This is a genomic window from Gemmatimonadota bacterium, from assembly GCA_026702745.1.
Taxonomy (GTDB): Bacteria; JAAXHH01; JAAXHH01; order JAAXHH01; family JAAXHH01; genus JAAXHH01.
In genome coordinates this window covers 1-20,609 of the sequence record JAPPBT010000090.1, presented here as the reverse complement: position 1 = coordinate 20,609, position 20,609 = coordinate 1, and the positions used below count along the sequence as shown (strand labels likewise).

19 protein-coding genes, 1 tRNA gene and 1 pseudogene are annotated in these 20,609 nt (G+C 60.6%); 10 read left to right on the top strand and 11 right to left on the bottom strand.

All coding sequences use genetic code 11. The features are described 5' to 3' along the window. From OXH56_15280 to OXH56_15270, 3 genes and pseudogenes are all read right to left on the bottom strand, one after another. On the bottom strand, positions 1-627 hold a 627-nt coding region (locus OXH56_15280), incomplete at its 3' end, for a phytanoyl-CoA dioxygenase family protein (GenBank protein MCY3556674.1). Positions 628-721: 94 nt separating this feature from the next. Next, entirely contained in the window at positions 722-1,528 is an 807-nt protein-coding gene (locus tag OXH56_15275; GenBank protein MCY3556673.1) for an FAD-dependent oxidoreductase, read from the bottom strand. A 75-nt stretch (positions 1,529-1,603) separates the two neighbouring features. Then, positions 1,604-2,059 (bottom strand): annotated as a pseudogene (locus OXH56_15270) (FAD-dependent oxidoreductase). Between the two features lie 277 nt (positions 2,060-2,336). Here OXH56_15270 and OXH56_15265 point away from each other — a divergent pair. After that, a complete protein-coding gene (locus OXH56_15265) occupies positions 2,337-3,149 on the top strand; it encodes a PhnD/SsuA/transferrin family substrate-binding protein (GenBank protein ID MCY3556672.1) in 813 nt (270 codons plus the stop codon). Between the two features lie 56 nt (positions 3,150-3,205). Beyond that, a complete protein-coding gene (locus tag OXH56_15260; protein MCY3556671.1) occupies positions 3,206-4,855 on the top strand; it encodes a hypothetical protein in 1,650 nt (549 codons plus the stop codon). 297 nt (positions 4,856-5,152) lie between these two features. On the opposite strand, the gene OXH56_15255 is transcribed toward OXH56_15260, so the two are convergent. Further along, the gene (locus OXH56_15255; GenBank protein MCY3556670.1) at positions 5,153-5,401 is read right to left on the bottom strand and encodes a ribbon-helix-helix domain-containing protein; all 249 of its coding nucleotides are present in this window, start codon (positions 5,399-5,401) and stop codon (positions 5,153-5,155) included. 102 nt (positions 5,402-5,503) lie between these two features. On the opposite strand from OXH56_15255, the gene OXH56_15250 reads away from it, so the two are divergent. Next, entirely contained in the window at positions 5,504-5,845 is a 342-nt protein-coding gene (locus tag OXH56_15250) for a pyrimidine dimer DNA glycosylase/endonuclease V (protein MCY3556669.1), read from the top strand. 27 nt (positions 5,846-5,872) lie between these two features. Here the strand turns inward: OXH56_15250 and OXH56_15245 are convergent, their stop codons facing one another. Both OXH56_15245 and OXH56_15240 read right to left on the bottom strand, forming a co-directional pair. Then, positions 5,873-6,868 carry an NAD(P)H-binding protein gene (locus tag OXH56_15245; GenBank protein ID MCY3556668.1) on the bottom strand — a complete coding sequence of 332 codons (996 nt, stop codon included), beginning with the start codon at positions 6,866-6,868 and terminating at the stop codon, positions 5,873-5,875. A 34-nt stretch (positions 6,869-6,902) separates the two neighbouring features. After that, complete coding sequence (locus OXH56_15240; GenBank protein MCY3556667.1) at positions 6,903-7,415, bottom strand: DUF1801 domain-containing protein; 513 nt, start codon at positions 7,413-7,415, stop codon at positions 6,903-6,905. A 357-nt stretch (positions 7,416-7,772) separates the two neighbouring features. Here OXH56_15240 and OXH56_15235 point away from each other — a divergent pair, with 357 nt between their 5' ends. The 6 genes from OXH56_15235 to OXH56_15210 all read left to right on the top strand — a co-directional run bounded on the left by OXH56_15235 (position 7,773) and on the right by OXH56_15210 (position 14,844). After that, complete coding sequence (locus tag OXH56_15235) at positions 7,773-9,386, top strand: cation:proton antiporter (protein ID MCY3556666.1); 1,614 nt, start codon at positions 7,773-7,775, stop codon at positions 9,384-9,386. 201 nt (positions 9,387-9,587) lie between these two features. Beyond that, positions 9,588-12,209 (top strand): leucine-rich repeat domain-containing protein, encoded by a 2,622-nt coding sequence (locus OXH56_15230; GenBank protein ID MCY3556665.1) that lies wholly within the window; start codon positions 9,588-9,590, stop codon positions 12,207-12,209. A 62-nt stretch (positions 12,210-12,271) separates the two neighbouring features. Continuing rightward, complete coding sequence (locus tag OXH56_15225) at positions 12,272-12,985, top strand: hypothetical protein (protein ID MCY3556664.1); 714 nt, start codon at positions 12,272-12,274, stop codon at positions 12,983-12,985. Between the two features lie 172 nt (positions 12,986-13,157). Continuing rightward, a complete protein-coding gene (locus OXH56_15220) occupies positions 13,158-14,108 on the top strand; it encodes a zinc-binding dehydrogenase (protein ID MCY3556663.1) in 951 nt (316 codons plus the stop codon). A gap of 134 nt (positions 14,109-14,242) precedes the next feature. Continuing rightward, on the top strand, positions 14,243-14,533 hold the full coding sequence (locus OXH56_15215) for a type II toxin-antitoxin system RelE/ParE family toxin (protein MCY3556662.1): 291 nt from the start codon (positions 14,243-14,245) through the stop codon (positions 14,531-14,533). Further along, positions 14,533-14,844, top strand: coding sequence for a HigA family addiction module antitoxin (locus tag OXH56_15210; GenBank protein ID MCY3556661.1), 312 nt, complete (start codon positions 14,533-14,535; stop codon positions 14,842-14,844). The genes OXH56_15215 and OXH56_15210 overlap by 1 nt, the downstream gene beginning before the upstream one ends. 131 nt (positions 14,845-14,975) lie before the next feature. Here the strand turns inward: OXH56_15210 and OXH56_15205 are convergent. The 4 genes from OXH56_15205 to OXH56_15190 form a co-directional block, all read right to left on the bottom strand. Beyond that, positions 14,976-15,047 (bottom strand) — tRNA-Asn (locus tag OXH56_15205). 72 nt (positions 15,048-15,119) lie between these two features. Continuing rightward, a complete protein-coding gene (locus tag OXH56_15200; protein ID MCY3556660.1) occupies positions 15,120-16,166 on the bottom strand; it encodes a diaminopimelate epimerase in 1,047 nt (348 codons plus the stop codon). Between the two features lie 12 nt (positions 16,167-16,178). Next, positions 16,179-17,135 carry an outer membrane beta-barrel protein gene (locus OXH56_15195; GenBank protein MCY3556659.1) on the bottom strand — a complete coding sequence of 319 codons (957 nt, stop codon included), beginning with the start codon at positions 17,133-17,135 and terminating at the stop codon, positions 16,179-16,181. 164 nt (positions 17,136-17,299) lie between these two features. After that, the gene (locus OXH56_15190) at positions 17,300-18,469 is read right to left on the bottom strand and encodes a carboxylate-amine ligase (GenBank protein ID MCY3556658.1); all 1,170 of its coding nucleotides are present in this window, start codon (positions 18,467-18,469) and stop codon (positions 17,300-17,302) included. Between the two features lie 581 nt (positions 18,470-19,050). Between OXH56_15190 and OXH56_15185 the strand changes: the two genes are divergently transcribed. Next, positions 19,051-19,611 carry a hypothetical protein gene (locus OXH56_15185; GenBank protein ID MCY3556657.1) on the top strand — a complete coding sequence of 187 codons (561 nt, stop codon included), beginning with the start codon at positions 19,051-19,053 and terminating at the stop codon, positions 19,609-19,611. A gap of 208 nt (positions 19,612-19,819) precedes the next feature. Here the strand turns inward: OXH56_15185 and OXH56_15180 are convergent. After that, positions 19,820-20,609, bottom strand: a 790-nt coding sequence (locus OXH56_15180) for an Hsp70 family protein (GenBank protein MCY3556656.1), incomplete at its 5' end; no start/stop codon positions are given.

Below are 20,609 nucleotides of genomic sequence, written 5' to 3'. Positions count from 1 at the left end.
ATCCGACGAGTTGATGGCCGAGGCGTGAGGCGTCATGGCGCTCATGAAGATCGCCGTGCCCCCGGTGCCTTCCAGCAGCACGGCATCGGAATCGTCCACGTCCTCCGTGACCTTGCCCCGGAAGAATCCCTCGGTGCTGTGGCTCATCAGCGCTTCCGTGTGGCGCCGGGGAATGACCTTCAGGCAACCGTTCTCCTCGGAGGTGTCGTCGAGGTAGAAGAGGATGGACACCGAATCCCGGTTGGTCAGGGGGTAGTAGGACAGGTCCTGGTGCCACTCCACGATGGATCCGATGTTCTGCGGCTTCATGTTGATCTTGCTGTAGTGGAAGAGCAGGTTCGGACCGAAGAGTTGCTCGACGCAGTCCAGCAGAGCGGTCGACTCCGAGAAATCGCGGAAGGGCTGATAGAAAGTGCACGGTTCGTAGATGCGCCGCACCAGCGTGCCGTCCGGTTCCTGGTCCGGTTCCATTTCCATGCGCGCGGCGTCGTGATCCGCCTTCGTGTTCCCTTCCGATACCCGGTCTATTTCTGATTTCAGGGCCGCGAGATTGTCCCCGGAAATGAAATCCGGGTAGACGACGTATCCCTCGCGGTTGTAATGATCGATTTGATCCGGGGTGAACATGCGTGCCTCCGGGGACGATTACGTGGGGTTTTGGCTATTCGATTATGGGGAGGAAGGTAGGCGGATAGGGGAGGAGCGTCAAGGTCCAAACGGCTCAGGGCACCAGCCACCCCGGCATGTTCGGGATGCCCGCAATTCGGCGCACCATCTGCCGCCGCGAGATGACCACGGTCGCGCGGGAGCGCTCCTCGGTAACCGACGTATCAATCTCCCTGGCGGCCCGCAGGCCCGACTCGAGGGCGCCCTGCATCCACCCCCGATGTCCCGAGGCGTGCTCGCCGGCGAAGTGAATGGGACCCTCGGGCGATGCCAGTTCAGGATGCTCGGAGAACGGAGGATTGTAACTGGCGAAGGCCGCCCCGATCCAGGGCTGATGCTCCCATGCGAAGTGGGTTCCGTGTTCCGCGACTTCGCGTGTTCCCGGGAACAGGTTATTGAACCGACCGATGAAACCGGGCACGATGGCGCCGGGAGAGGTCGCCGCGATCCGGCGTGCCAGTTCTCCGAACATGTAGGACATCAGAATACCCCGAGGCCCCTCCTGGTTCCAGGTGGGATGCCAGAACTCCGAGTACCCCTCCGCGAACGTCAACCCCCAGCCGTTCAAGCCGTCGTCCTCCCAGACACGCTGCGCATACTGGACGTAAACCCGCGTGACGTCCTGGTAGGATGTGGCTTCGAAGGCCGACTGCTTCGATGCCGAGAGGACGGGATCGAACTCGATCTTGTCGATGACGGGGAGGGGGACCGTGCAGATGAGTTTGCGGCCCCGCAGTTCCTTTGCGGCGGGGCCGTAGGTAGCCGCCACCCCGTTCTCATCCCGGACCACTTTCGTCACCGGCAAGCCGGTCCGCACGCGGTCTCCGAGCGCTTCGGCGAAGGCCATCGGCAAGGCATCGATCCCCGCCGGAATCTTGAGCCACGCTTCCCGCCCCCCACTGAGGAACGCTGCCGGTGTCTGCCGCTGGCGGACCCCCTGATCGTTAACGACGAGGTACTCGTCCTCCTGCGTATAGAAGGGCGACGTCTCAATGCCGAAGTGGTCTATGTAGCCGAGCGTCAGATCATGCGAGGGCGGGATGCGGGCCGGGCCGGTTTCGGCGATAAGTCCGTCATCGAAGGGTTCGCGAAGCGTCTGTGCCCGGCCGCCGATTACGTTTGATGCTTCCAGGACCCGGACATCGTGCCCCGCCCGGACCAGCTCATATGCGGCGACCAGTCCGGAAAGGCCGGCGCCCACCACGATCACGTCGACCCGGTCTTCAGGTGGTGGCGTCGGCTCGGGCGCCGGCGGCTCGGTCGGTTCACTTTCGTCCGGACCCGTGACGTTGCTCGAGCAGCCGGTGCCCAGAATCAGTGGGACCAGGACGCCGCTTCCCCGGACGAGAAAGTTCCGGCGGCTGAGCGTTTCCTTTTTCTTGTTGGAAGTCATTTTGTCGAAGGTCATCGACATTCGGTCTCGAGCCGGCGAAAGTTAATGAACGGCTACCGGCAGGCGTCGGACGGATGGAAGGTGTTCCGTCTGCGCGGCACGGAATGGCCCGGTCGTTCGTGAGATTATTACCTGTTGAATATGGAGTTTAAACGACGACTTCTCTTACTTCAACATTTAAACTAACATATCCACAAAAAGTCGTCGTCACGGATGAGACTTGCCGCCGACGCGTCATTCAGTTTCAATATAGGGCAAGGGGGTCTCGACAATACCCATGCCATTCGTATCCAATGCCCGCATGTACGCCGTGAGCCCCGAGGCCGAGACGGCGTGGAAGGGACTCATCGCCCACGTCGCCGAGGATGCCGGCACGGCGTTCGATTACGTCGCCTACCCGGCACCACAGCCGCTTGAGGACCTCTGGCGCCGCGACGACCTCGGGTGCGTGCAGATGTGCGGATACCCGATCGCGCTCGACCTTGCCGACGTCGTGCCCCTGGCCTCGCCCATCCCCGCCGCGTCCTGGGCCGGCGGCAAAGCGCTCTCCCGGACCGACCTGATCGTGCGCGACGATGCGCCTTTTCGCACGCTGTCCGACACCTTTGGCGGGACCGTGGGATGGACGGTCGCTCACTCGCAGTCGGGCTTCAATGCGCTGCGCTATCATTTGCTGTCCTATCGCAGCGAGGATCGCCCGCGCCTCTACCGCCGCTCCGTCGGCCATCTCGTCACGGCACGGCGGATCCTCGACAGCGTGGTGGACGGGCACATCGACGTCGGACCGCTGGACGCCTATTGGCACATGTTGGTCAGGAAGTACCTGCCTGGGCTTACAGAGAAAGTCCGCATACTCGAATCGACCGAGACCGTGCCGATGCCGGCATTCGTTACCGTCCCGGCGATGCCCTCGCACACGGTCGATCGTCTTCGCGAGGCCTTTGCGACAGCCCATACGCGGCCCTGGTTCGCCCCTTTCCGGTCATCGCTTCTGATCGATGGGTTTGAGCTAGTGACACGCGGGGCGTTTCTTCGTACTTTGGAATGGGCGCGGGCCGCCGAGGCCGCGGGTTACCTGGAACCCGGGTAACGCCGGCGACCGAATGCCACGTAACCCGTCCGCCAATCAACCTTGAGCAACCCACCATGAGCTATCCTTTCAATCTCGGAACCTGGTCCCGCAAAATCACGACGGATTCGGATGCCGCCCAGTGCTGGTTCGACCGCGGGTTGAACTGGACCTACGGCTTCAATCACGAAGAAGCGGTGGACTGCTTCAGGCGCGCGGCCGAGGCGGATCCCACCTGCGCGATGGCCTGGTGGGGGATCGCCTATGCGAACGGGCCCCACTACAACCGGGCCTGGATCCGATTCACCGAAGCCGAGATCGCCCAGGTCCTGCCGGTCTGCCACGATGCGGTGACGACCGCGGTCTCGCTCGCATGCGATGGGACACCGTCCGAGCAGGCTTTAATCAACGCGCTGGCGAAGCGGTACCGGAATGGCGACGAGCGCGACACCGGGGTGCTGGACGCCTGGCACCGGGATTTCGCCGACGCGATGCGCGACGCCCGCATGGCGCATGAGGATGATCCCGACATCGCCGCCTTCTATTTCGACGCGGCGCTGAACTGCACGCCCCGGCAGCTCTGGGATCTACGCACCGGGCAGCCCAACCCGCGCGGCCACACGGCCGAGGTGTTGCCGGTGATGGAATCCTGGATGGAGCGGATCGCGCGTGACGGGCCCATCCATCCGGGGATCTGCCACCTGTACATCCATATGCTGGAAATGTCGCCCATGCCGGAGCAAGGGCTCAACGCGGCCGACCTGTTGCGCGGGCTGCTGCCGGACGCCGGCCACCTGGAGCACATGTCGGCGCACATCTACGTCCTTTGCGGCGACTGGGCGCAGTCAGTGGTCCAGAGCGAACGTGCGGTCGCCGCCGACGACAAGTACCTCGCCTATGCCGGTGATCAGAACTTCTACACCACCATGCGGTGTCACGATCTCCATCTCTACATGTACGTGGCCATGTTTCTGGGGCAGTACGGCACGGCCACCCATGCCGCCGGCCGGATCCGCGCGATGGCCACGCCCGAATTGATCGCCCGAAGCGCGCCCTTCATGGCCTCCATCCTCGATGGTTATTCCGCCATGACCACGCATGTCCTGGTTCGCTTCGGCCGCTGGCACGAACTGATCGCATCACCGGAACTTGATGAGCGCACACTGCGACCGATCGAAACCGCCATGCACGCCTACGGACAAGGCGTGGCGCACGCGGCCCTCGGTCAGATCGAAGAAGCCGAAGCTGCCCGTGAAACGTTCGACGGGGCCGCGGCTGCGATCCCCGAGGACGCGATCTTCCTCAGCAACACGGTGCGCGACATGCTCCGCATCGGGGAGGCCATGCTCGACGGCGAGCTCGAATACCGCAAGGGGAACTACGACCGGGCGTTCGACAGCCTGCGCCTCGCCGTCTCGCGGGACGACGCGCTCAACTACACCGAACCCTGGGCCTGGATGCATCCCCCGCGCCACGCCCTCGGCGCGCTGCTCGCCGAACAGGGCGAGTTCGATGAAGCCGAAGCCGTGTATCGCGCCGACCTCGGCTTTGACGGAGGCCTGCCACGCTGCTGCCAGCATCCCGACAACGTGTGGGCGCTCCAGGGGCTGGTGGAATGCGTCGAGCACGCGGGAAACGCCAACGAGCTCCGACTCCTGCGACAGCGGCTGGCGTTCGCCAGGGCCCGCGCCGACGTCCCCATTGAAACTTCCTGCTTCTGCCGGTAGGTGGTGGCAAGGGTGAGAGGGAGGCGAACATGAAGAACATTACATTCAGTGCGGATGAGCACCTGATTGAAGCCGCGCGGCGGAGGGCGTCATCGGAAAACACGACGTTGAACGAGCAGTTCCGGTTATGGATGGAGAGTTATGTTCAACGGGGACAACGATTTACCAAAGCCATGAGAACCATACGAGAGGCACAGCGCAGTATACGCACAGGTGGGCGGGAATTTACTAGAGAAGAGATGAATGAGCGGTGAGTATTCCATCCTGATTTAACGGAAATAACGCTATTGAGTGAATTTACTCAATATCGTATCCCGACCGGTTATTTGCATCCTCCACGTATCCCTCTTCTGCCAGTTCCTGTTCCTCGACAGGATCCAGTTTCGCACATTCCCGAGCCAACCGTCCCCGCTTGAGACGGTCCAGCTTCTCCGACACGGCTTCCTCAATCGCCTGGCTTCTGTTCTTATATGCCTGCTGCATGATTAGATAGTCGAGTTGCTTGACGATTTTCTCATCCAGTGTAATCACGATTTTGGATTTCAAGACTCAGTCCTCCTGGTATGATAGTGGAAAGCTTGCATTGGGTATCGAAATCGGTGTAGGTTTCAGAAGAAAGTCGACCCTTTGTATCCGGAGACTGAGGCCATGCGCATCTGGGACCTTCCACCCGAAATCCTGTGCCGACAGCATCTCCTCGGTGAGCACCGGGAGTTGCATGGGCTATGGAATGTTCTCACATTGGGTAAAAAGGGATACCGGGAGCATCCAGAGACGAAACGTTGGGTTGGACGGCTCGCGGCGTTGTACGACCGGCACGAAGCTTTAGTCGAGGAGATGCATCGGCGTGGCTACCGGCACAATACACCGCTGGATTGTTCGCTTGCCGATGGTCTGAACGAGCAGGATGTATTGATTGACAGCCTGGATGAACAGGTCCGGATGTTGACTGAAAAACCTTGTCCCTGCCCTATGGCGCCCTGGCCATAGGATCCACCGTCGATTCATTCCGTCCCTTCACTCGTTCTCCAATTCGTTTTGCGTCCTCGAAGATAGTCTGGGTGTCGATACGAACTCCCGACCCTCGTTATCCAACGCCCTTCGTACTGCATCGGCCATGCCCCTGGGCCGTATAGGAAAAGCTTCCAAGGCGGACTCGTCGACGACGACCGTTTCATTTCGAAGGCTTTCGACGAGTTTTCGTCCGATCCGCGCATAGACGGGTGTGAACAGGCCGAGCCACAGGCTGGAGAGGCGGGGTGAAAGGACGGGCACGGAGATCAGCATGCGCTTCAATCCGCGTTGCCGGGCGTATTCCGCCATGAGAACCCGGTAGGAGGCGCGGTCCGGTCCACCGATTTCGAAAACCTGGCAGCGGTTGAAGACCGCGCCGGAAACGTGGAGTGCGCCGACCAGGTAGTCGAGTACGTCATCGATGGCAATGGGCTGACACTGGGTATGAACCCATTTCGGTGTCAACATCACCGGGAGTTTCTCTACAAGGGCGCGGATCAATTCAAATGAAAGACTGCCGGAGCCGATGATGATGGATGCCCTGAATTCGATCGTCGGCACACCGGAGTTTCGAAGGATTTCCCCGACTTCCCGCCTGCTTTCCAGGTGGCCGGACAGTGGCCGTCCAGTACCCAGGCCGCCAAGGTAAATGATACGCCCTACCCCGGCCGCAAGTGCCGCCGCCGCAAAGTTTGACGCGGCCTTTCGATCATCCAGTGCGAAGTCGCCGCCGGACGCCATGGAATGGACCAGGTAGTAGGCCGTCGATACGCCTAGAAGGGCATCCGGCAGTGTTACCGGTCGCAGCAGGTCGCCGCCTGCTACATCGACATTGCATGACGCCGTCGATGAGAACGCATCCGGGCGCCGTACGAGGCATCGCACCCGGTGTGATCCGTTTACCAGACGCCGAAGCAACCGGCTCCCGATGTACCCCGTGGCTCCGGTAATGAGGACGGTTTCCGGCTGCGATGAATGCTTTGGCTGGGATTCGGTCATGGACCCTCCGTCCAGATACGCGATCAGCCGGCCTTCAGAACCCGCGCCAACCGGGCATGTCGGCCGCCTGCCGGATCCAGTTCGCCATCTGCTCCTCGTCGAATTCACCCTCGTAGATGTCGATCCAGCGTGAGTCCTTGTCCTTGCCCGATCCGGCCGGAACGGGTCTCAGCGCCGCGCCCTGGAAGAACGTCACCTTCACGTAGCGCGTGAATACGTGGTAACTCAGGAACCACCCCTGGTCCTCGATGCCGTAGAAGGGCGAGTTCCACCTCACGGCCTTGCGCACGCCGGGCACGGTGCGGACGATGAGTTCGTCGAGGCGGCGTCCCAAGTCGCTTTTCCATCCCGGTATGGCCGCGATGTAAGCCTGCACCGGGGCGTCGCCGTCGGCCTTCGCGATCTGCGGGTTGCCGCCGGAGAGGAGGACCGGTTTCGCGTCTGCCTCTTTTGCGACGGCCCTTTTTGCGCCGGCCTTCGCTACCCCTTTCGAGCCAGCGCCTCTCTTGCCGGCATTTGTCGATTTCCTGGAAGACTTTCCTGCCATTGTGTTCACTCCAATCCGCGTCATTCGGCTTTTCGCAGAATTCGCTCATCGCGTAGCGCGGTATCACCACGACGACACCAGATAGCGGTGACGATCGACCATGTACCGGCAAGGAAACAGGAGACGTAAGCGGCGTCAAGTGGACATCCGGCCGCGTGGGAGAAGAAACAGTCGGGCATGGTCGCGTGAGGGCGTACCGAATAGGAGGTCGGTCGACCGTGGTTTTGCGTTGACACCGGCATAGCGTGGTGGGTTATTGAGTGAATGCCCGTGCGCGCGCGAACACGAACGCGCACGCAACCGAACGATAGAACTCCGAGCACAACGAACCGTGATGACGAAGAGACTGAGGGTGGCATGATGGATTTCGTGTGGATTGCCATCGCGCTGGGCGACATCGCTTGGATCGCCGTGGCGTTCGCGCTGGGGCTGCTGTCCAGGGCCGCAGGACTGCCGCCCCTGGTCGGATTCCTCGCCGCCGGATTCGTCCTCAACCTGTTCGGTATTGCCAGCGGGGAAATGCTTCAGAAGCTGGCGGATCTTGGGATTACCCTGTTGCTGTTCGTCGTCGGCCTCAAGCTCAACCTGCGGACCTTTGCGCGGCCGCAGGTCTGGGCCGTCACCGGCTTGCATATGGCGGCGATCGTCCCGGTCCTGGGAACGATCCTTCTCATCCTCGCCCTGCTGAATGTTCCCTCCTTCTCCGGCCTTGGCATCTACCAGTCATTGCTGATCGCCTTCGCGTTGAGTTTTTCCAGCACGGTCTTCGTGGTGAAGGTCCTGGAGGACAAAGGGGAGACCGCCGCGCTGCATGGCCGCATCGCGGTCGGGATTCTCATCGTGCAGGATCTGGCCGCCGTGGCCTATATCGCGGTCTCGGTAGGCATGTGGCCTTCCCCCTGGGCGCTGCTGGTCCTGCTCCTCATACCGGCGCGACCACTGCTGCTTTACATCCTGCAGAAAGTCGGCCATGGCGAGCTCCTGGTACTGAGCGGGCTGCTCCTCGCCTTGGGTGGGGCGGAAGTTTTCGAGATGGTCGGACTGAAGGGCGACTTAGGCGCACTCGCCCTGGGTGCGCTGATCGCCAACAGCGCAAAAGCTAATGAAATGGCGAAGACCATGCTCGGGTTCAAGGACCTGTTCCTGGTTGCCTTCTTTCTGTCCATCGGGCTCTCCGGACCGCTGACACTGGATGCGGTGCTGATCGCCGCGGCCATCACGCCGCTTGTATTGCTGAAGTCGGCGCTGTTCTTCGGTCTGCTAACAGCATTCAAACTGCGCGCCCGTACCTCACTGCTCGCGACGCTGAACCTGACCAACTTCAGCGAGTTCGGACTCATCGTAGCGGTCATCGGTGTGGCCAATGGATGGATCGACGGCCTCTGGCTCATCGTCATCGCGATGGCCCTGACGTTGTCCTGCGCCATCTCGGCGGTACTTAACGTTTCCGCCCACCAGATCTACGCCCGGTACCGGACCGTGTGGGACCGGCTTCAGAAGACCGATCGTCTTCCCGATGACCAGCCGCTCGACACCGGTGGAGCCACGATCGCCATCATCGGCGTGGGCCGTGTCGGCACCGCGGCCTATGACAATATGCGGCAACTGTTCGGCGATACCGTCGTCGGCGTGGACCTCGACCCGGTGAAGGTGGAGAGGCAGCAGTCGAGCGGCCGCCACGTACTGCTCGGTGATCCCACTGACGCGGACTTCTGGTACAGGGTCCAGACCGCCCATACCCTCGAGCTGGTGATGCTGGCTTTGCCGAACCTGGCCGCCAACCTTGCCGTCCTCGACCAGCTCAAGGCTTCCTCGTCCTACTGCAGGGTCGCCGCCACGGCGAGATTCCCCGATGAGGTCGATGTGCTCAAGGAGGCCGGCGCGTCGAGCGTGTACAACGTCTACGCGGAGGCGGGGTCCGGTTTCGCTGCGCACGTGGCGGCGCAGACGCCGCAGAAGGCGGACGAGTAGCGACACAGACGTCGCCTGAAACGGACGTGTAGCGTCGATGAACCCACCCCTGAAACTTAAGCTTCAAAACAGTTTGATATTAAAACAATACGTGCTAACTTCTGTCGATCAGCATCGTGTTTCCTCGCCAGGGTATTACCGCCCGCGAAACGGCCCGCGAAACAGCCGGCAATCACAACTACCAGAAAGAAGGCTGCTCGAATGAATCTCCCCCGTGTCTTCCATCTCTACTGTTTTCTCGCGCTTTTCGCGGCGGTCTCCTGCGGCAAGGACAGCCCCACCGGACCCACCGGACCGGCCAACGTCGTCGTGACGCCTGACTCGGTAACGATGACCGCGATCGGCCAGTCCGTGCAGCTCGACGCGCAGGTGCAATACGAGGCCGGCGCGACATCGTCCGGACACACGGTGGTCTGGTCGAGCCGGAATCCGTCCGTGGCATCCGTGACCAGCGGAGGGCTCGTCACCGCGCTCAGCAACGGTACGGCCGATATCACGGCCACCGCGGGACAGAAACAGGGCAAGTCCACGATTACCGTATCCCAGGCTGCGCGAACGATAACAGTTGAACCGTCTTCTGTAACGTTGACCAGGGCCGACGAGACCGCAAGTCTGAAGGCCTCGGTGCTGGACGAAAACGGCCGCGCCGTGGAAAACGCGGTAGTGAAATGGTCGATCAGCGACGAATCGGTGGCGACGGTAAGCGACGACGGCCTGGTCACGGCCGTGCGAAGCGGCAGCGCTGTCGTGACCGCCACCTCCGGTGAAGCTTCGGCCAGCGTGACAGTCACCGTAACCATCGATGTCAGCGATCGCACCACGCTGATCGATTTCTACCACGCGATGGACGGTGCGAACTGGAATGAGCGCGATAACTGGTTGAGTGAAGAACCCCTGACCGAGTGGCACGGTATCACGACCGACGCCAACGGAAGGGTGATCCGGCTGGAACTGCGCTCGAACAACCTGTCGGGCGGGCTGCCCGGGAATCTCGTCAATCTCATCCTGCTGAGGGAACTGGATCTGGCGGGCAACCAGGTATCCGGCGCCATCCCGGCCGAGCTCACCCGGTTCGACGAACTGAGGATCCTCGATCTGGGCGCCAATGAGATGTCGGGATCCGTGCCTGATGAGCTTGCTTTGCTTGCCAACCTGGAGATACTGAACCTGGGGAACAACAGCCTTACCGGGTCCATCCCCGCTGAACTGGGACAGATGACCACCCTGACACGGTTGGACATTGGCGGCAACGACCTGACCGGTACGATTCCGCCGGAACTGGGCCGGCTTTCCAGTCTGAAGCACCTGGAACTGAACCAAAACGAACTGGATGGATCGATTCCTGCCGAACTGGGCGACTTGTCTCAGCTGAAGTTCCTGCACCTGGACACGAACAAACTGACCGGCCCGATCCCGCCGGAACTGGGTAATCTGGAAAGCCTGGAGTTTTTGAACCTCTGGCGGAACAAGATTACAGGAGAGATTCCGGTTGAATTGAGCCAACTGGAAAACCTGGAACGCATGGATCTGGATGAGAATCAGTTGTCCGGACCGATCCCCGCCGACCTGGGACAGTTCCACAATCTCGAGATACTCTACCTCAATTCCAACAAACTGACGGGCGAGATCCCGACGGTCCTTGGGGAACAACCCAAGCTTCGTCTGTTGAGTCTCTATGGAAATGAGCTGACCGGCCCGGTACCGGTCGAATTGAGTCAACTCCCCAATCTCGAGATTCTTTATCTCCATAACAACGAACTGACCGGACCCATTCCATCCGAGTTTGGACGGCTCCAGGATCTCGAAGCGTTGTACCTCCAAGGCAACGAACTGTCCGGGGCCGTTCCGTCCGAACTGGGGCAACTCGACGACCTGGAAATCTTGTATCTCCATGGAAACCAGCTAACCGGGATGATTCCCAAGACTTTTGCGGCCCTTTCGGACGTCACCCAGTTCTTCTTTCACGACAATGAAGGGCTGTGCTTACCGAGCGTTCCGGCTTTGCTGGCCTGGGTTGACGGCCTGGACGAATGGATGGGGTCGCGGTGCGACGAAGCCGGATTCGCCGAAGGCCTCCTCATGGTGGGCGAAGGCGCCGACCGACTGTACAGACTGAACCCGAACACGGGGGAAGCCAAACCCGTCGGTGAAGCCGAGCGGTTCGACGTCGACGAGTACCAGCCCTATGGCCTGACTGCGCACAACGGCGTGTTGTACATGACGGGCGGATGGAACGCGGCACTGTACACCCTGGATCCGGAAACCGGCGTGGCCACGCGGGTCGGCGATGCCGAGGAATTCGGTGTGGGCGAATCCCAGCCCATGGGCCTGGCGTCCCACAACGGCAGGCTGTACATGGCCGGCGGGGCGAATGCCGGGCTCTACGCGCTGGATACGGTGACGGGGGAAGCGACCCCGGTTGGTGGCGCGATTGAGTTCGGCGTTGGTGAAACCCAGCCCTTCGGTCTCGCGTCTCACATGGGCGATCTGTTCATGGTCGGCTACAACTCGGCCCGGCTGTACATGCTGAATCCAGCAACGGGGACGGCATCGCCCGTGGGCGACGCGGGCGACTTCGGCGTCGGTGAAGACCTGCCGACCGGGCTGACGTCACACCGAGGTGTGTTGTACATGGCCGGCGGGTGGACGGCGAAACTTTACACCCTGGACGCAGACACGGGAATCGCATCGCCGATTGGGAATGCCGATGAGGAGGTCAACCAGTTCGGCATCGATGAAGACGCGCCGACGGGCCTGGCTTCGCTGGCGCGAGAGGTGTCGGCGCGGAAGGTTGTGCCTGTGGTTAGGGTGATAAAGGAGTGAGGATGAGGATGCAGGCATACTGCCGGCGTCCGAAGTGGATTAAAAGGTAAGAGGTCCGGCCGATGAGAAGAAAGTGGGCTTGGTGGGCAGGTGGCGCTGTACTGGCAGTACTTGTGCTTGCGTACACCGTCTTGTTCTGGTTCGATCCGGCGCGGCGCACGACCGAGCCTGAGTTCTCTGGATTGAGCCGAACCGTTTCCGGAAACACGCTTTTATCGAAAAACGATCCGCCGGTGCAAATGACTTTCGACGAGCAGTTCGAGTACATCGGGGGACATAAGTTCATTCTCTACGGCACGGCCGACGTCGAGCAGCACTTCTTCGTTGAAGAACGTCCGGATGGAACCCTGAAAAGCTTTGTCTGGATCCAGTTCGAAGGCTTCCTGCCCGACAACAACTTCACCTACGACTATTCCGGCTCTCCGTTGCGATTGCAGATCGGGGAATTTGGCTTCTATACCGACACCGCGGCCGGTACATCAAACCAATTTATGCGGCTCGGTTGGCCGGGTACCGACGGCTATCTCGCCCGCAAATTCGCGGCCGACAAAGGCTATACCATGCCGGACGACTACGCCTACGCGCGGCTTGTGCATATCCCGGACGACGCAAGCCGCAAAGAACTGCTCATCATCTTCATGGAAGATCTGGCGCCAACGGGCTGGACCGGCGAGGCATTGCGCGAGGGTGGGGAGCACGAAGGACGTTGGCCCGAGGTCGAGGCCGCTCATCTTGACCGGATCAAGCGGGTGATGTTGCTGACGCGGCCTGGGTAATGCTGAAGTGGTTGTCCTGGCCGGGTAACGCTGAATGTTGTGGCAGTAGTGTCGAGTTCCGGGCCTTTGGGCCGTTAAGTAAGCGTTCGAAGGCGGTACATAGCGTACGAAGTCGGTAAATTGTGTACGAAGTTCGGTATATACAGAATTGATCCCAGGAAGGAGTCGGGCCGTGCGTGCACTGAGTCTTCAGGGCTTGCCTGACAAGACAAGGCAGAAGGTCCTCGTACACGTTTGGCCGGACCCGGAAGGGCCATCGGGCAACGAAGTAAAGACCAGGACGATTTACTCGGGCGTGACGAACGGTACGGAACGCAATCAGCTGACTGGCGGTAATTACGCGCCCGCCGACAGCGATCTGCCTACCGGGGGCAACGGCTACCAGAACGTGGGGGAAGTCATCGAGGTCGGGCCGGACGCCTGCGAACTGAAGATCGGCGACGTGCTATATATGAGCGCAGTCCACGCCGAGTATGCCGTGATGCCGGAAGACGGCCTGCTCGTGAGGCTGCCCGATTCGATGGATCTTACAGAGGCCGCCTTGCTGGGCATCTGCAGTGTCGCCATGCGTACCTGCCGCAACGCAGAACTCGTCGTGGGCGAACGCGTGTTGATCGTGGGCGCGGGTATCCTCGGTCAAGTCGCCGTGCAGGTCGCCGCCGGCATGGGCGCGCGCGCTACGATCTGCGACATCGATGGGGGGCGGCTGGCGATCGCGAAAGAGATCGGCGCGGCGGAAGTCGTGCTGGATGTTTCTGGGGAGCAATGGGAGCAGCAAGTCGGTGAGGCCGCTTTCAACGTCGTGATGGATTTTGCCGGCGTTCCGGGTATGGAAGACCAACTGATCTCCGCGTTGCGTCCGCAAGGCAGGATGCTGTTCATCGCCGGCCGGGACAAAGTGACGTATTCCTTCAATCTGGGACAGGGTCGTGAGGTCCGGATCAGGCAAAACAGTCATTTTGATCGAGACGATTTACACAATATGTGCCGCCTGGTCGCCAGGGGGTTGATCAAGATCGGACCGCTGATCCGCGATGTCGTCCCGGTCAGGGAAGCCAAAAGGATTTACGACACTTTGCGGGACGCCCCGGATCAGCTCATGGGAACGGTGTTTGCCTGGTAGGTGTGCGAATATCCGTAGGTACGCGACTTCCGGTCGCAGAATATCGACCGAGGGCAAAGTTGTCGCCCCTCTCCGCGAAGGCCGAGTCTTCAGAAAGCACTTGCACAGCGAACGGTATTACCGTACACTTAGGTATGGTAATACGATCGGTACGTCACAAAGGCCTAAGTCGGTTGCTAGTAGACAACGACCCCCGGTTTGTGAAATCAGACCTGGTTTCCCGTGTACGTAAAATCTTAACTGTTCTTGTCTTGGCCGAGGATATCGACAGCTTCGTGGCAGATGCACCTCCCGGCTGGCGGCTCCACCGCCTCACGGGAGACAGGCAGGATGTGTGGAGCGTTTCGGTTTCAGGTAATTGGCGAATAACTTTTAAAGAATTGGACGGTTACATCGACCGATTGAACCTGGAGGATTACCACTGATGACTGCCACCGGAATCACTGTTAAAATGACTCCGTCCCATCCGGGTGATTTCATTCGTTCAGAGATTATCGAGGAATTGGACCTCAGTGTAACGAAGGCTGCTGAGATTCTAGGCGTCCGAAGAGCAACTCTTTCTGCACTGCTGAATAGTAACGCCGCTCTGTCGGCGGAAATGGCCCTTCGCATTGAGAAGGCCTTCGACGTGAACATGGACATGTTGTTGAGGATGCAGGCGTGGTACGACGCTACACAAATGCGTGCTCGCGCGGGAGAGATTAACGTGCAGCGTTATGAGCACAGCACGGCGTGATCGGGGTCTGCTGGTACAGCTACAGGCACACTACAGTGGACAGATTCGTAGAATTCATACTGGAAGGGAACTACTCACCTTGGGAGGAATCTAATCTTCGATTGACACAGCTGGCATTTTTGGAGGAGGAACTCCTCGGGTTGGATTCGAACCAACAACCTAGTGGTTAACAGCCACCCGCTCTGCCATTGAGCTACCGAGGAAAATGTTGTCCGCGCAATGCTAAAAAACGCGGTCACAACAGCAACCAAATATAGAGCGCAGACGCCTTTGTGTCAAGTGGTTTGTAGTTGATCCTCCGTGTCCAGAATACTGTGCAACATCGGCGCACTGATGGTTCCACGGGCCACCTCATCTACTGGTCCGGTCAGTGTCAGATTGAACCCCTCGTCCACATCGACGAGCAGTTCCCCGCCAGGTGATTCCACGGTCACGGGCGACCGGACCAGGCCAAGTCGCACCGCGGCGCTTGCGGCCGCGCAGGCCGACGATCCGGACGAAGGTGTTTCGCCGACGCCGCGTTCCCAGATGAGGATCCGAATTGAATGTGGACCGGTGGGTTCGGCCAATTGGACGTTAGTTCTTTGTGGGAAGATCGCGTGAGTTTCAAGGGCGGGACCCAGCCGAAGCAGATCCTCCCGGTGACAGATCCGGTCACCTTGCCGATGAAGCTGATCGACCTCCTGCCTGTTGGGGTTTTCTCTCCCCCGCCGCCGATCCTGGAAAGGAAACACCACGCAATGAGGATTACCGACGCTCACTCCTGTGAAGATCAGTGCTTCACCGGCGATGTTGATCGGCTGCTCGACCAGTTCCTTGGCCTCGAAGGTGCAGGGCAGCGCTTCCGGACTGAACGTTGCCTGGCCCATGTGCACGGTCGCGCCGTTAACCGGTCCATTTTTATCCTCCGCGCCCGTCGCTTCGACCCGGTTTTCCACGCCCACCGACCCAGCGCTCTCTGATCCGGCCCCGACAGATGCAACCTGATGATCATGTCGCGTCTCGACCCGCACCGTGCCGCCCCGTGTCTCCACCGTGAACGACTTCTTGCGCGTCCTGCCCGTGGCGTGCAGGTAGAGGGAGAAAATCCGCAGTCCATTACCCGAGGTTTCCGCCTCGCTCCCGTCCGGGTTCCAGATCCGCAGGCCGAAGTCCGCCGAATCGGAATCCTCCGGGGTCAGGACCCCGTCGCTTCCAATACCTTTCTGACGACTACAGATCCTGGCGATGCGCGCGGGTGTCAACGCAAAGGTCAGTTCATCCGGATCCAGTACGATGTATTCATTGCCGAGGCCGTGGCCTTTGAAGTAGCTGTTCGCCATGCTCCGCACACATCAGAAACTGTACATCATGTTCAGACTGACGCCGACCATCGAAAGCTCGTCGGTCGAAATGCCGTACATGACGTCGAATCCACGGCCCACGGACGAGGCGTGGCTCCGGAGCTGCGTCCACAGTTCCTCGCCGTCAAATTCGCTGAACTTTGACCAGCGAACCTTCGCCCCGATCCCCAGGTTACCGCTGAGGGCGTAATCCACGCCCACGACCGCCTGGTAGGCGGCCAGGAGATCGTTCATCTTGTGCCGGCCGATGGTCGTGGTCCCGGCGAGCCGCGCTTTTCGTTCCGGATGCAGGAAGGTCGAGATCGCGGCCGGGTCGTCATTGCGCTTGAATCTTCCGTAGTAGTCGAGCGAAGTGCTGGAAATCCCAACGCCGACCCCGATGTAGGGCGTGTAAGGCGAGTTGCTCTTGAACTCGTAATACACGTTGGCAAAAACACTGTGCGATAGCAGATCTTCCAACCCGCCGTCGATGATTTCGATTTCCTGCTGCTGCTTCTCCTGGGTCACGGCGTCCAGGACCTGGCTTTCGCCCTCGCCGCGTGTGTAGGTCGTGGTCCGGTAGAGATATTCACCCTCGAACCGCAGGCTGTTCCAGGTATATCCCAGGGCCAGCACGCTCTGCACGCCATCGCCTGCTCCGACTTCGTGCGTCCATTCCGCGGGCGGCGGCGCGCTCACGCATTCATCCGGGCGCGTTTCGGCGAGCCCCGGATTGGACAGCTTGTCGCAACGGGTCCCCCAGTCATTGTCCCTCGCACTGACAGTCAGGCCTGGGGCCACCGCGAAACCCAGATTGGTCCGCAGGTACCAGCCGTTCTGCGACAGGGCCTGTATGGATGCGGAAGTGGAGGTCTGTGTGGAGGTCGATGTAGTTGCCTGTGCCGTTGCCCGTCCGGAGACGGCCGCGACGACCAGGCACAGGGTCAATACCCCGATTCTGTGTATCATGATTCAGTCTCCTTTTAATTCGGGAAGAGGATTCCCGGTTGCAGAGTTGCACTCCGGTTGAGGAAGTGCGTTCCGGATGTAAAAGTGCGCTCAGATTGAAGTAGTGCGCTCTGGTTGAAGCGGCGTGCTCCGGTTCGGTCTCGAATTACGCAGTAGTCCCATCGTTACGCCGCGGTCGGCGCATCCAGGCCGCTTCCGGTTTCCTCGACCACGAGATCCACCACGGCCCGCAGGGCTTCCTCTTCAGTGTCCCCTTCGAGGCGGCGCAACCGGTAGTGGTCGATCTGGCGATCCGACCCGGTGCCGTACCGGATGAGGTCGAGAATGTGGCGCAGCTGATCCTCGCACTCCATGGCTCGCGCGTCTTCGGACAGGGTTTCGACCAGGGCTTCGGCGTACTCGTCGATATCGAGCCGGCCCGAACCCTCCGTATCCCCCAGGAACGCGACCACGCCGTACCGCTGGGCGAGCCAGCAGTTCTCCTTGATCAGCTCCGTCGGCGGTTCCGGCGGAAGGCGGCCTTCCAGGTCGAGACGCATCAGGTGCCGCACGAGACAGGTGTAGAGCGCCACGACGCTCATGGCGTCGTCCACGGTCTGGCAGACGTCGCAGATGCGCAGTTCCAGGGTAGGGAAGGCCCGGGAAGGCCGGATGTCCCACCAGAGCTCGCTGCTGTCCTTGATGAACTCCATCCGCTGGTAGTCTTCGACCAGTTTCTCGAATTCCTCCCAGGAGTGCAGCGGCCCGGGCAGTCCCGTGCGCGGCATGCTGCCGAAGAGGGTCAGGCGATAGGATTTGAACCCGGTCTCCCGCCCGCTGCTGAAGGGCGAGGATGCCGAGAGCGCGTGAAGCAGGGGCAGGTAGCGGCGCATGGCCGTCATCACCCGGACGCGGCTGCCGCCGTCGCCGAAACCCGCGTGGATGTGCATCCCGCCCACGAGCAGTTCCCGTACGGCCTGCTGGTAGGTCATGGCGAACTGTTCGTAGCGACGCCCCGCCGTGACGACCTGGTTGTGCCAGGCCGCGAAGGGATGGGTGGAGGCGGCCAGCACCGCGGCGCCGTGCTGCGCGGCCGCGTCGATGACGAGGCGGCGGGTCTCGATGAGGGCCGCGTGGACGTCCGCCACGGACGTGCATACCCGGGTGGTGGTCTCGATCTGGGACCGGAGGAACTCGGCCACGACCTTGTGTTCCCCGCGGTTCTTCTCACATTCCTCGAAGATCCGTGGATCGGGGTCGGGCAGCAGGTCGCGCGTATCCGGGTCGACCAGGAAGAACTCCTCCTCGACGCCGAGTGTGATGGAAAGGGGATCTGAGGTGCTGCCTTGTGCCATGGTTCCTCCCGGGCTGGATTCCGGGGAGATTTTACATGGCGGGCAAGACATAGTCAACCGGTATCGAGTAACGTGTTCCTGACCTCTTGCCAGTCCATGATGCTGTCCGCCGGGTCGTGCAGACCAAGTTCCCTATCAAGTTGACACTTCATGACTTATGGGCTAACTTGAACAAACCCAAACGGTATGGCGGAAGTGTCTCATGGCAAAAAAGACTTCTAATAAACCTCCCATTAGCGACGAATCCACTGCGAGGAAAGATCGAGCCTACTGGCTGAGCAGGACGCCTGAAGAACGCCTCGCTGAAGTTCAACGTCTGCGTCGTCAAGTATATGGAGACAAACTCGACGACCCCATACAACACGTTGCTCGGATCGTCAGGCGATCCTCAAGTGGAGTTGTTGAAATTCGAAGTATACCGTCAAAGTCCTCGACATCAGACGCGACAAGCTCGATAAGACCAACTCATCAAGAACAAGCGGGCAACGGGGAGGCAGAGGGACCTGGCGGACCTGGAAATGCTTGAAGGAGCCTCAAGTGGTCTCGAAGGGGAGTAACGTAATCAAATAAAGGAAACCACCATGCGACGTTTATTCTTCCTGCTGGCGATTACATGTATGCTGGCGATACCCTTACTGACGGCCGGCAAAGTTCAAGCCCAGGTTTCACTTGAAATCCAGGGACATGCGTCTTTCGCCCTGGAAGATCTGAGCGTGCTTGCGGACGGAAAGGGATTCGGCGGTCTTGTGGCGGTTGTCTATCCGCTTCAGAATACCGACATGCTCAGTCTGGTCGGCAAGGTTGGATTCAATCACTATGGCAGCAAGGTGGGTGACGTCGAGGTGGGCAGTGCATTGATTCCAATCGACTCGGTGTACCAGGGTATACCGGTCGCTGCGGGCGCCAGGCTGTACTACGGAGAGCAACGTCCGTTCTATGTCGAGGGACTTGTGGGCGTGGAGATCAAGCGGGGCGATCTGGACCAGGACACTGAGGTGGAGTCGCTCACGCCACATCCAGTCTTCTCAGTAGGCGCTGGATACTCTGTCTCGCCGAGACTGGCCCTGATCGCGTCATTCGGCTTGAGCCAGGACCTTTGGCGGTATGCGAATTTAGGCGTATCGTATCGCATAGGAGAGTGATTGACTGCCGGGATTCTGAAACGCCGGTGCGGTAGTGTGCTGCCGACATTCGTGCGCACCATTTGTTCGTGCACACCACTTGATCGAACATAAAAAACGCGGAACTCACCTCGAGCCCCGCGTTTTTGATTTAAGTTCAGAAAGCGACGCAGATATCAGCGGCTCCGCTCCATTCGTATAAGGCCGCCTGCCGCGCCCTCCCCTCCCTTTAGTTCACCACCTCGTAATCCGCGTCGATGGCGCCGTCTTTCTTCTTCTTCTGCGCCTGCGGATCGCCTTCCGGCTGGGCGCCTGGAGGCGGCCCCTGCGGACCGTCCTGCGGACCCTCGGGACCGGCCGCGCCCGCCTGGGCAGCCTGGGCGGCGGCCTGCTCGGCCTGGGCTTGCTGGTAGAGGACTTCCGCGAGTTTCTGGGAAGCCTGGGTCAGCTTCTCGGTGGCCGCCTTGATGGCCGCCGGATCGCTTCCCTCCAGGGCCGTCTTCAACTCGGCCAGGGCCGCATCGATGGCGCCGCGGTCCTCTTCAGATAGCTTGTCCCCGTGCTCTTCCAGCGACTTCTCCGTCGAGTACACGAGCTGGTCGGCCTGGTTGCGGGCTTCCACCTCTTCCTTCTTCTTCGAGTCCTCGTCGGCGTGGACCTCGGCGTCCTTGACCATCTTGTCGATCTCGGATTCCGACAGGCCGCTGGACGCCTCGATGCGGATCTGCTGCTCCTTGCCCGTGCCCATGTCCTTGGCCGAGACGTGGAGGATGCCGTTCGCGTCGATGTCGAAGGTCACCTCGATCTGGGGCATGCCCCGGGGCGCCGGCGGGATGCCGTCCAGGTGGAACTTGCCCAGGGTCCGGTTGTAGAGGGCCATGTCGCGCTCGCCCTGAAGGACGTGCACCTCCACCGACGGCTGATTGTCCGCCGCGGTAGAGAAGACCTGGCTCTTCTTCGTGGGGATCGTCGTGTTCCGGTCGATGAGCCGCGTGAAGACGCCGCCCAGGGTCTCGATG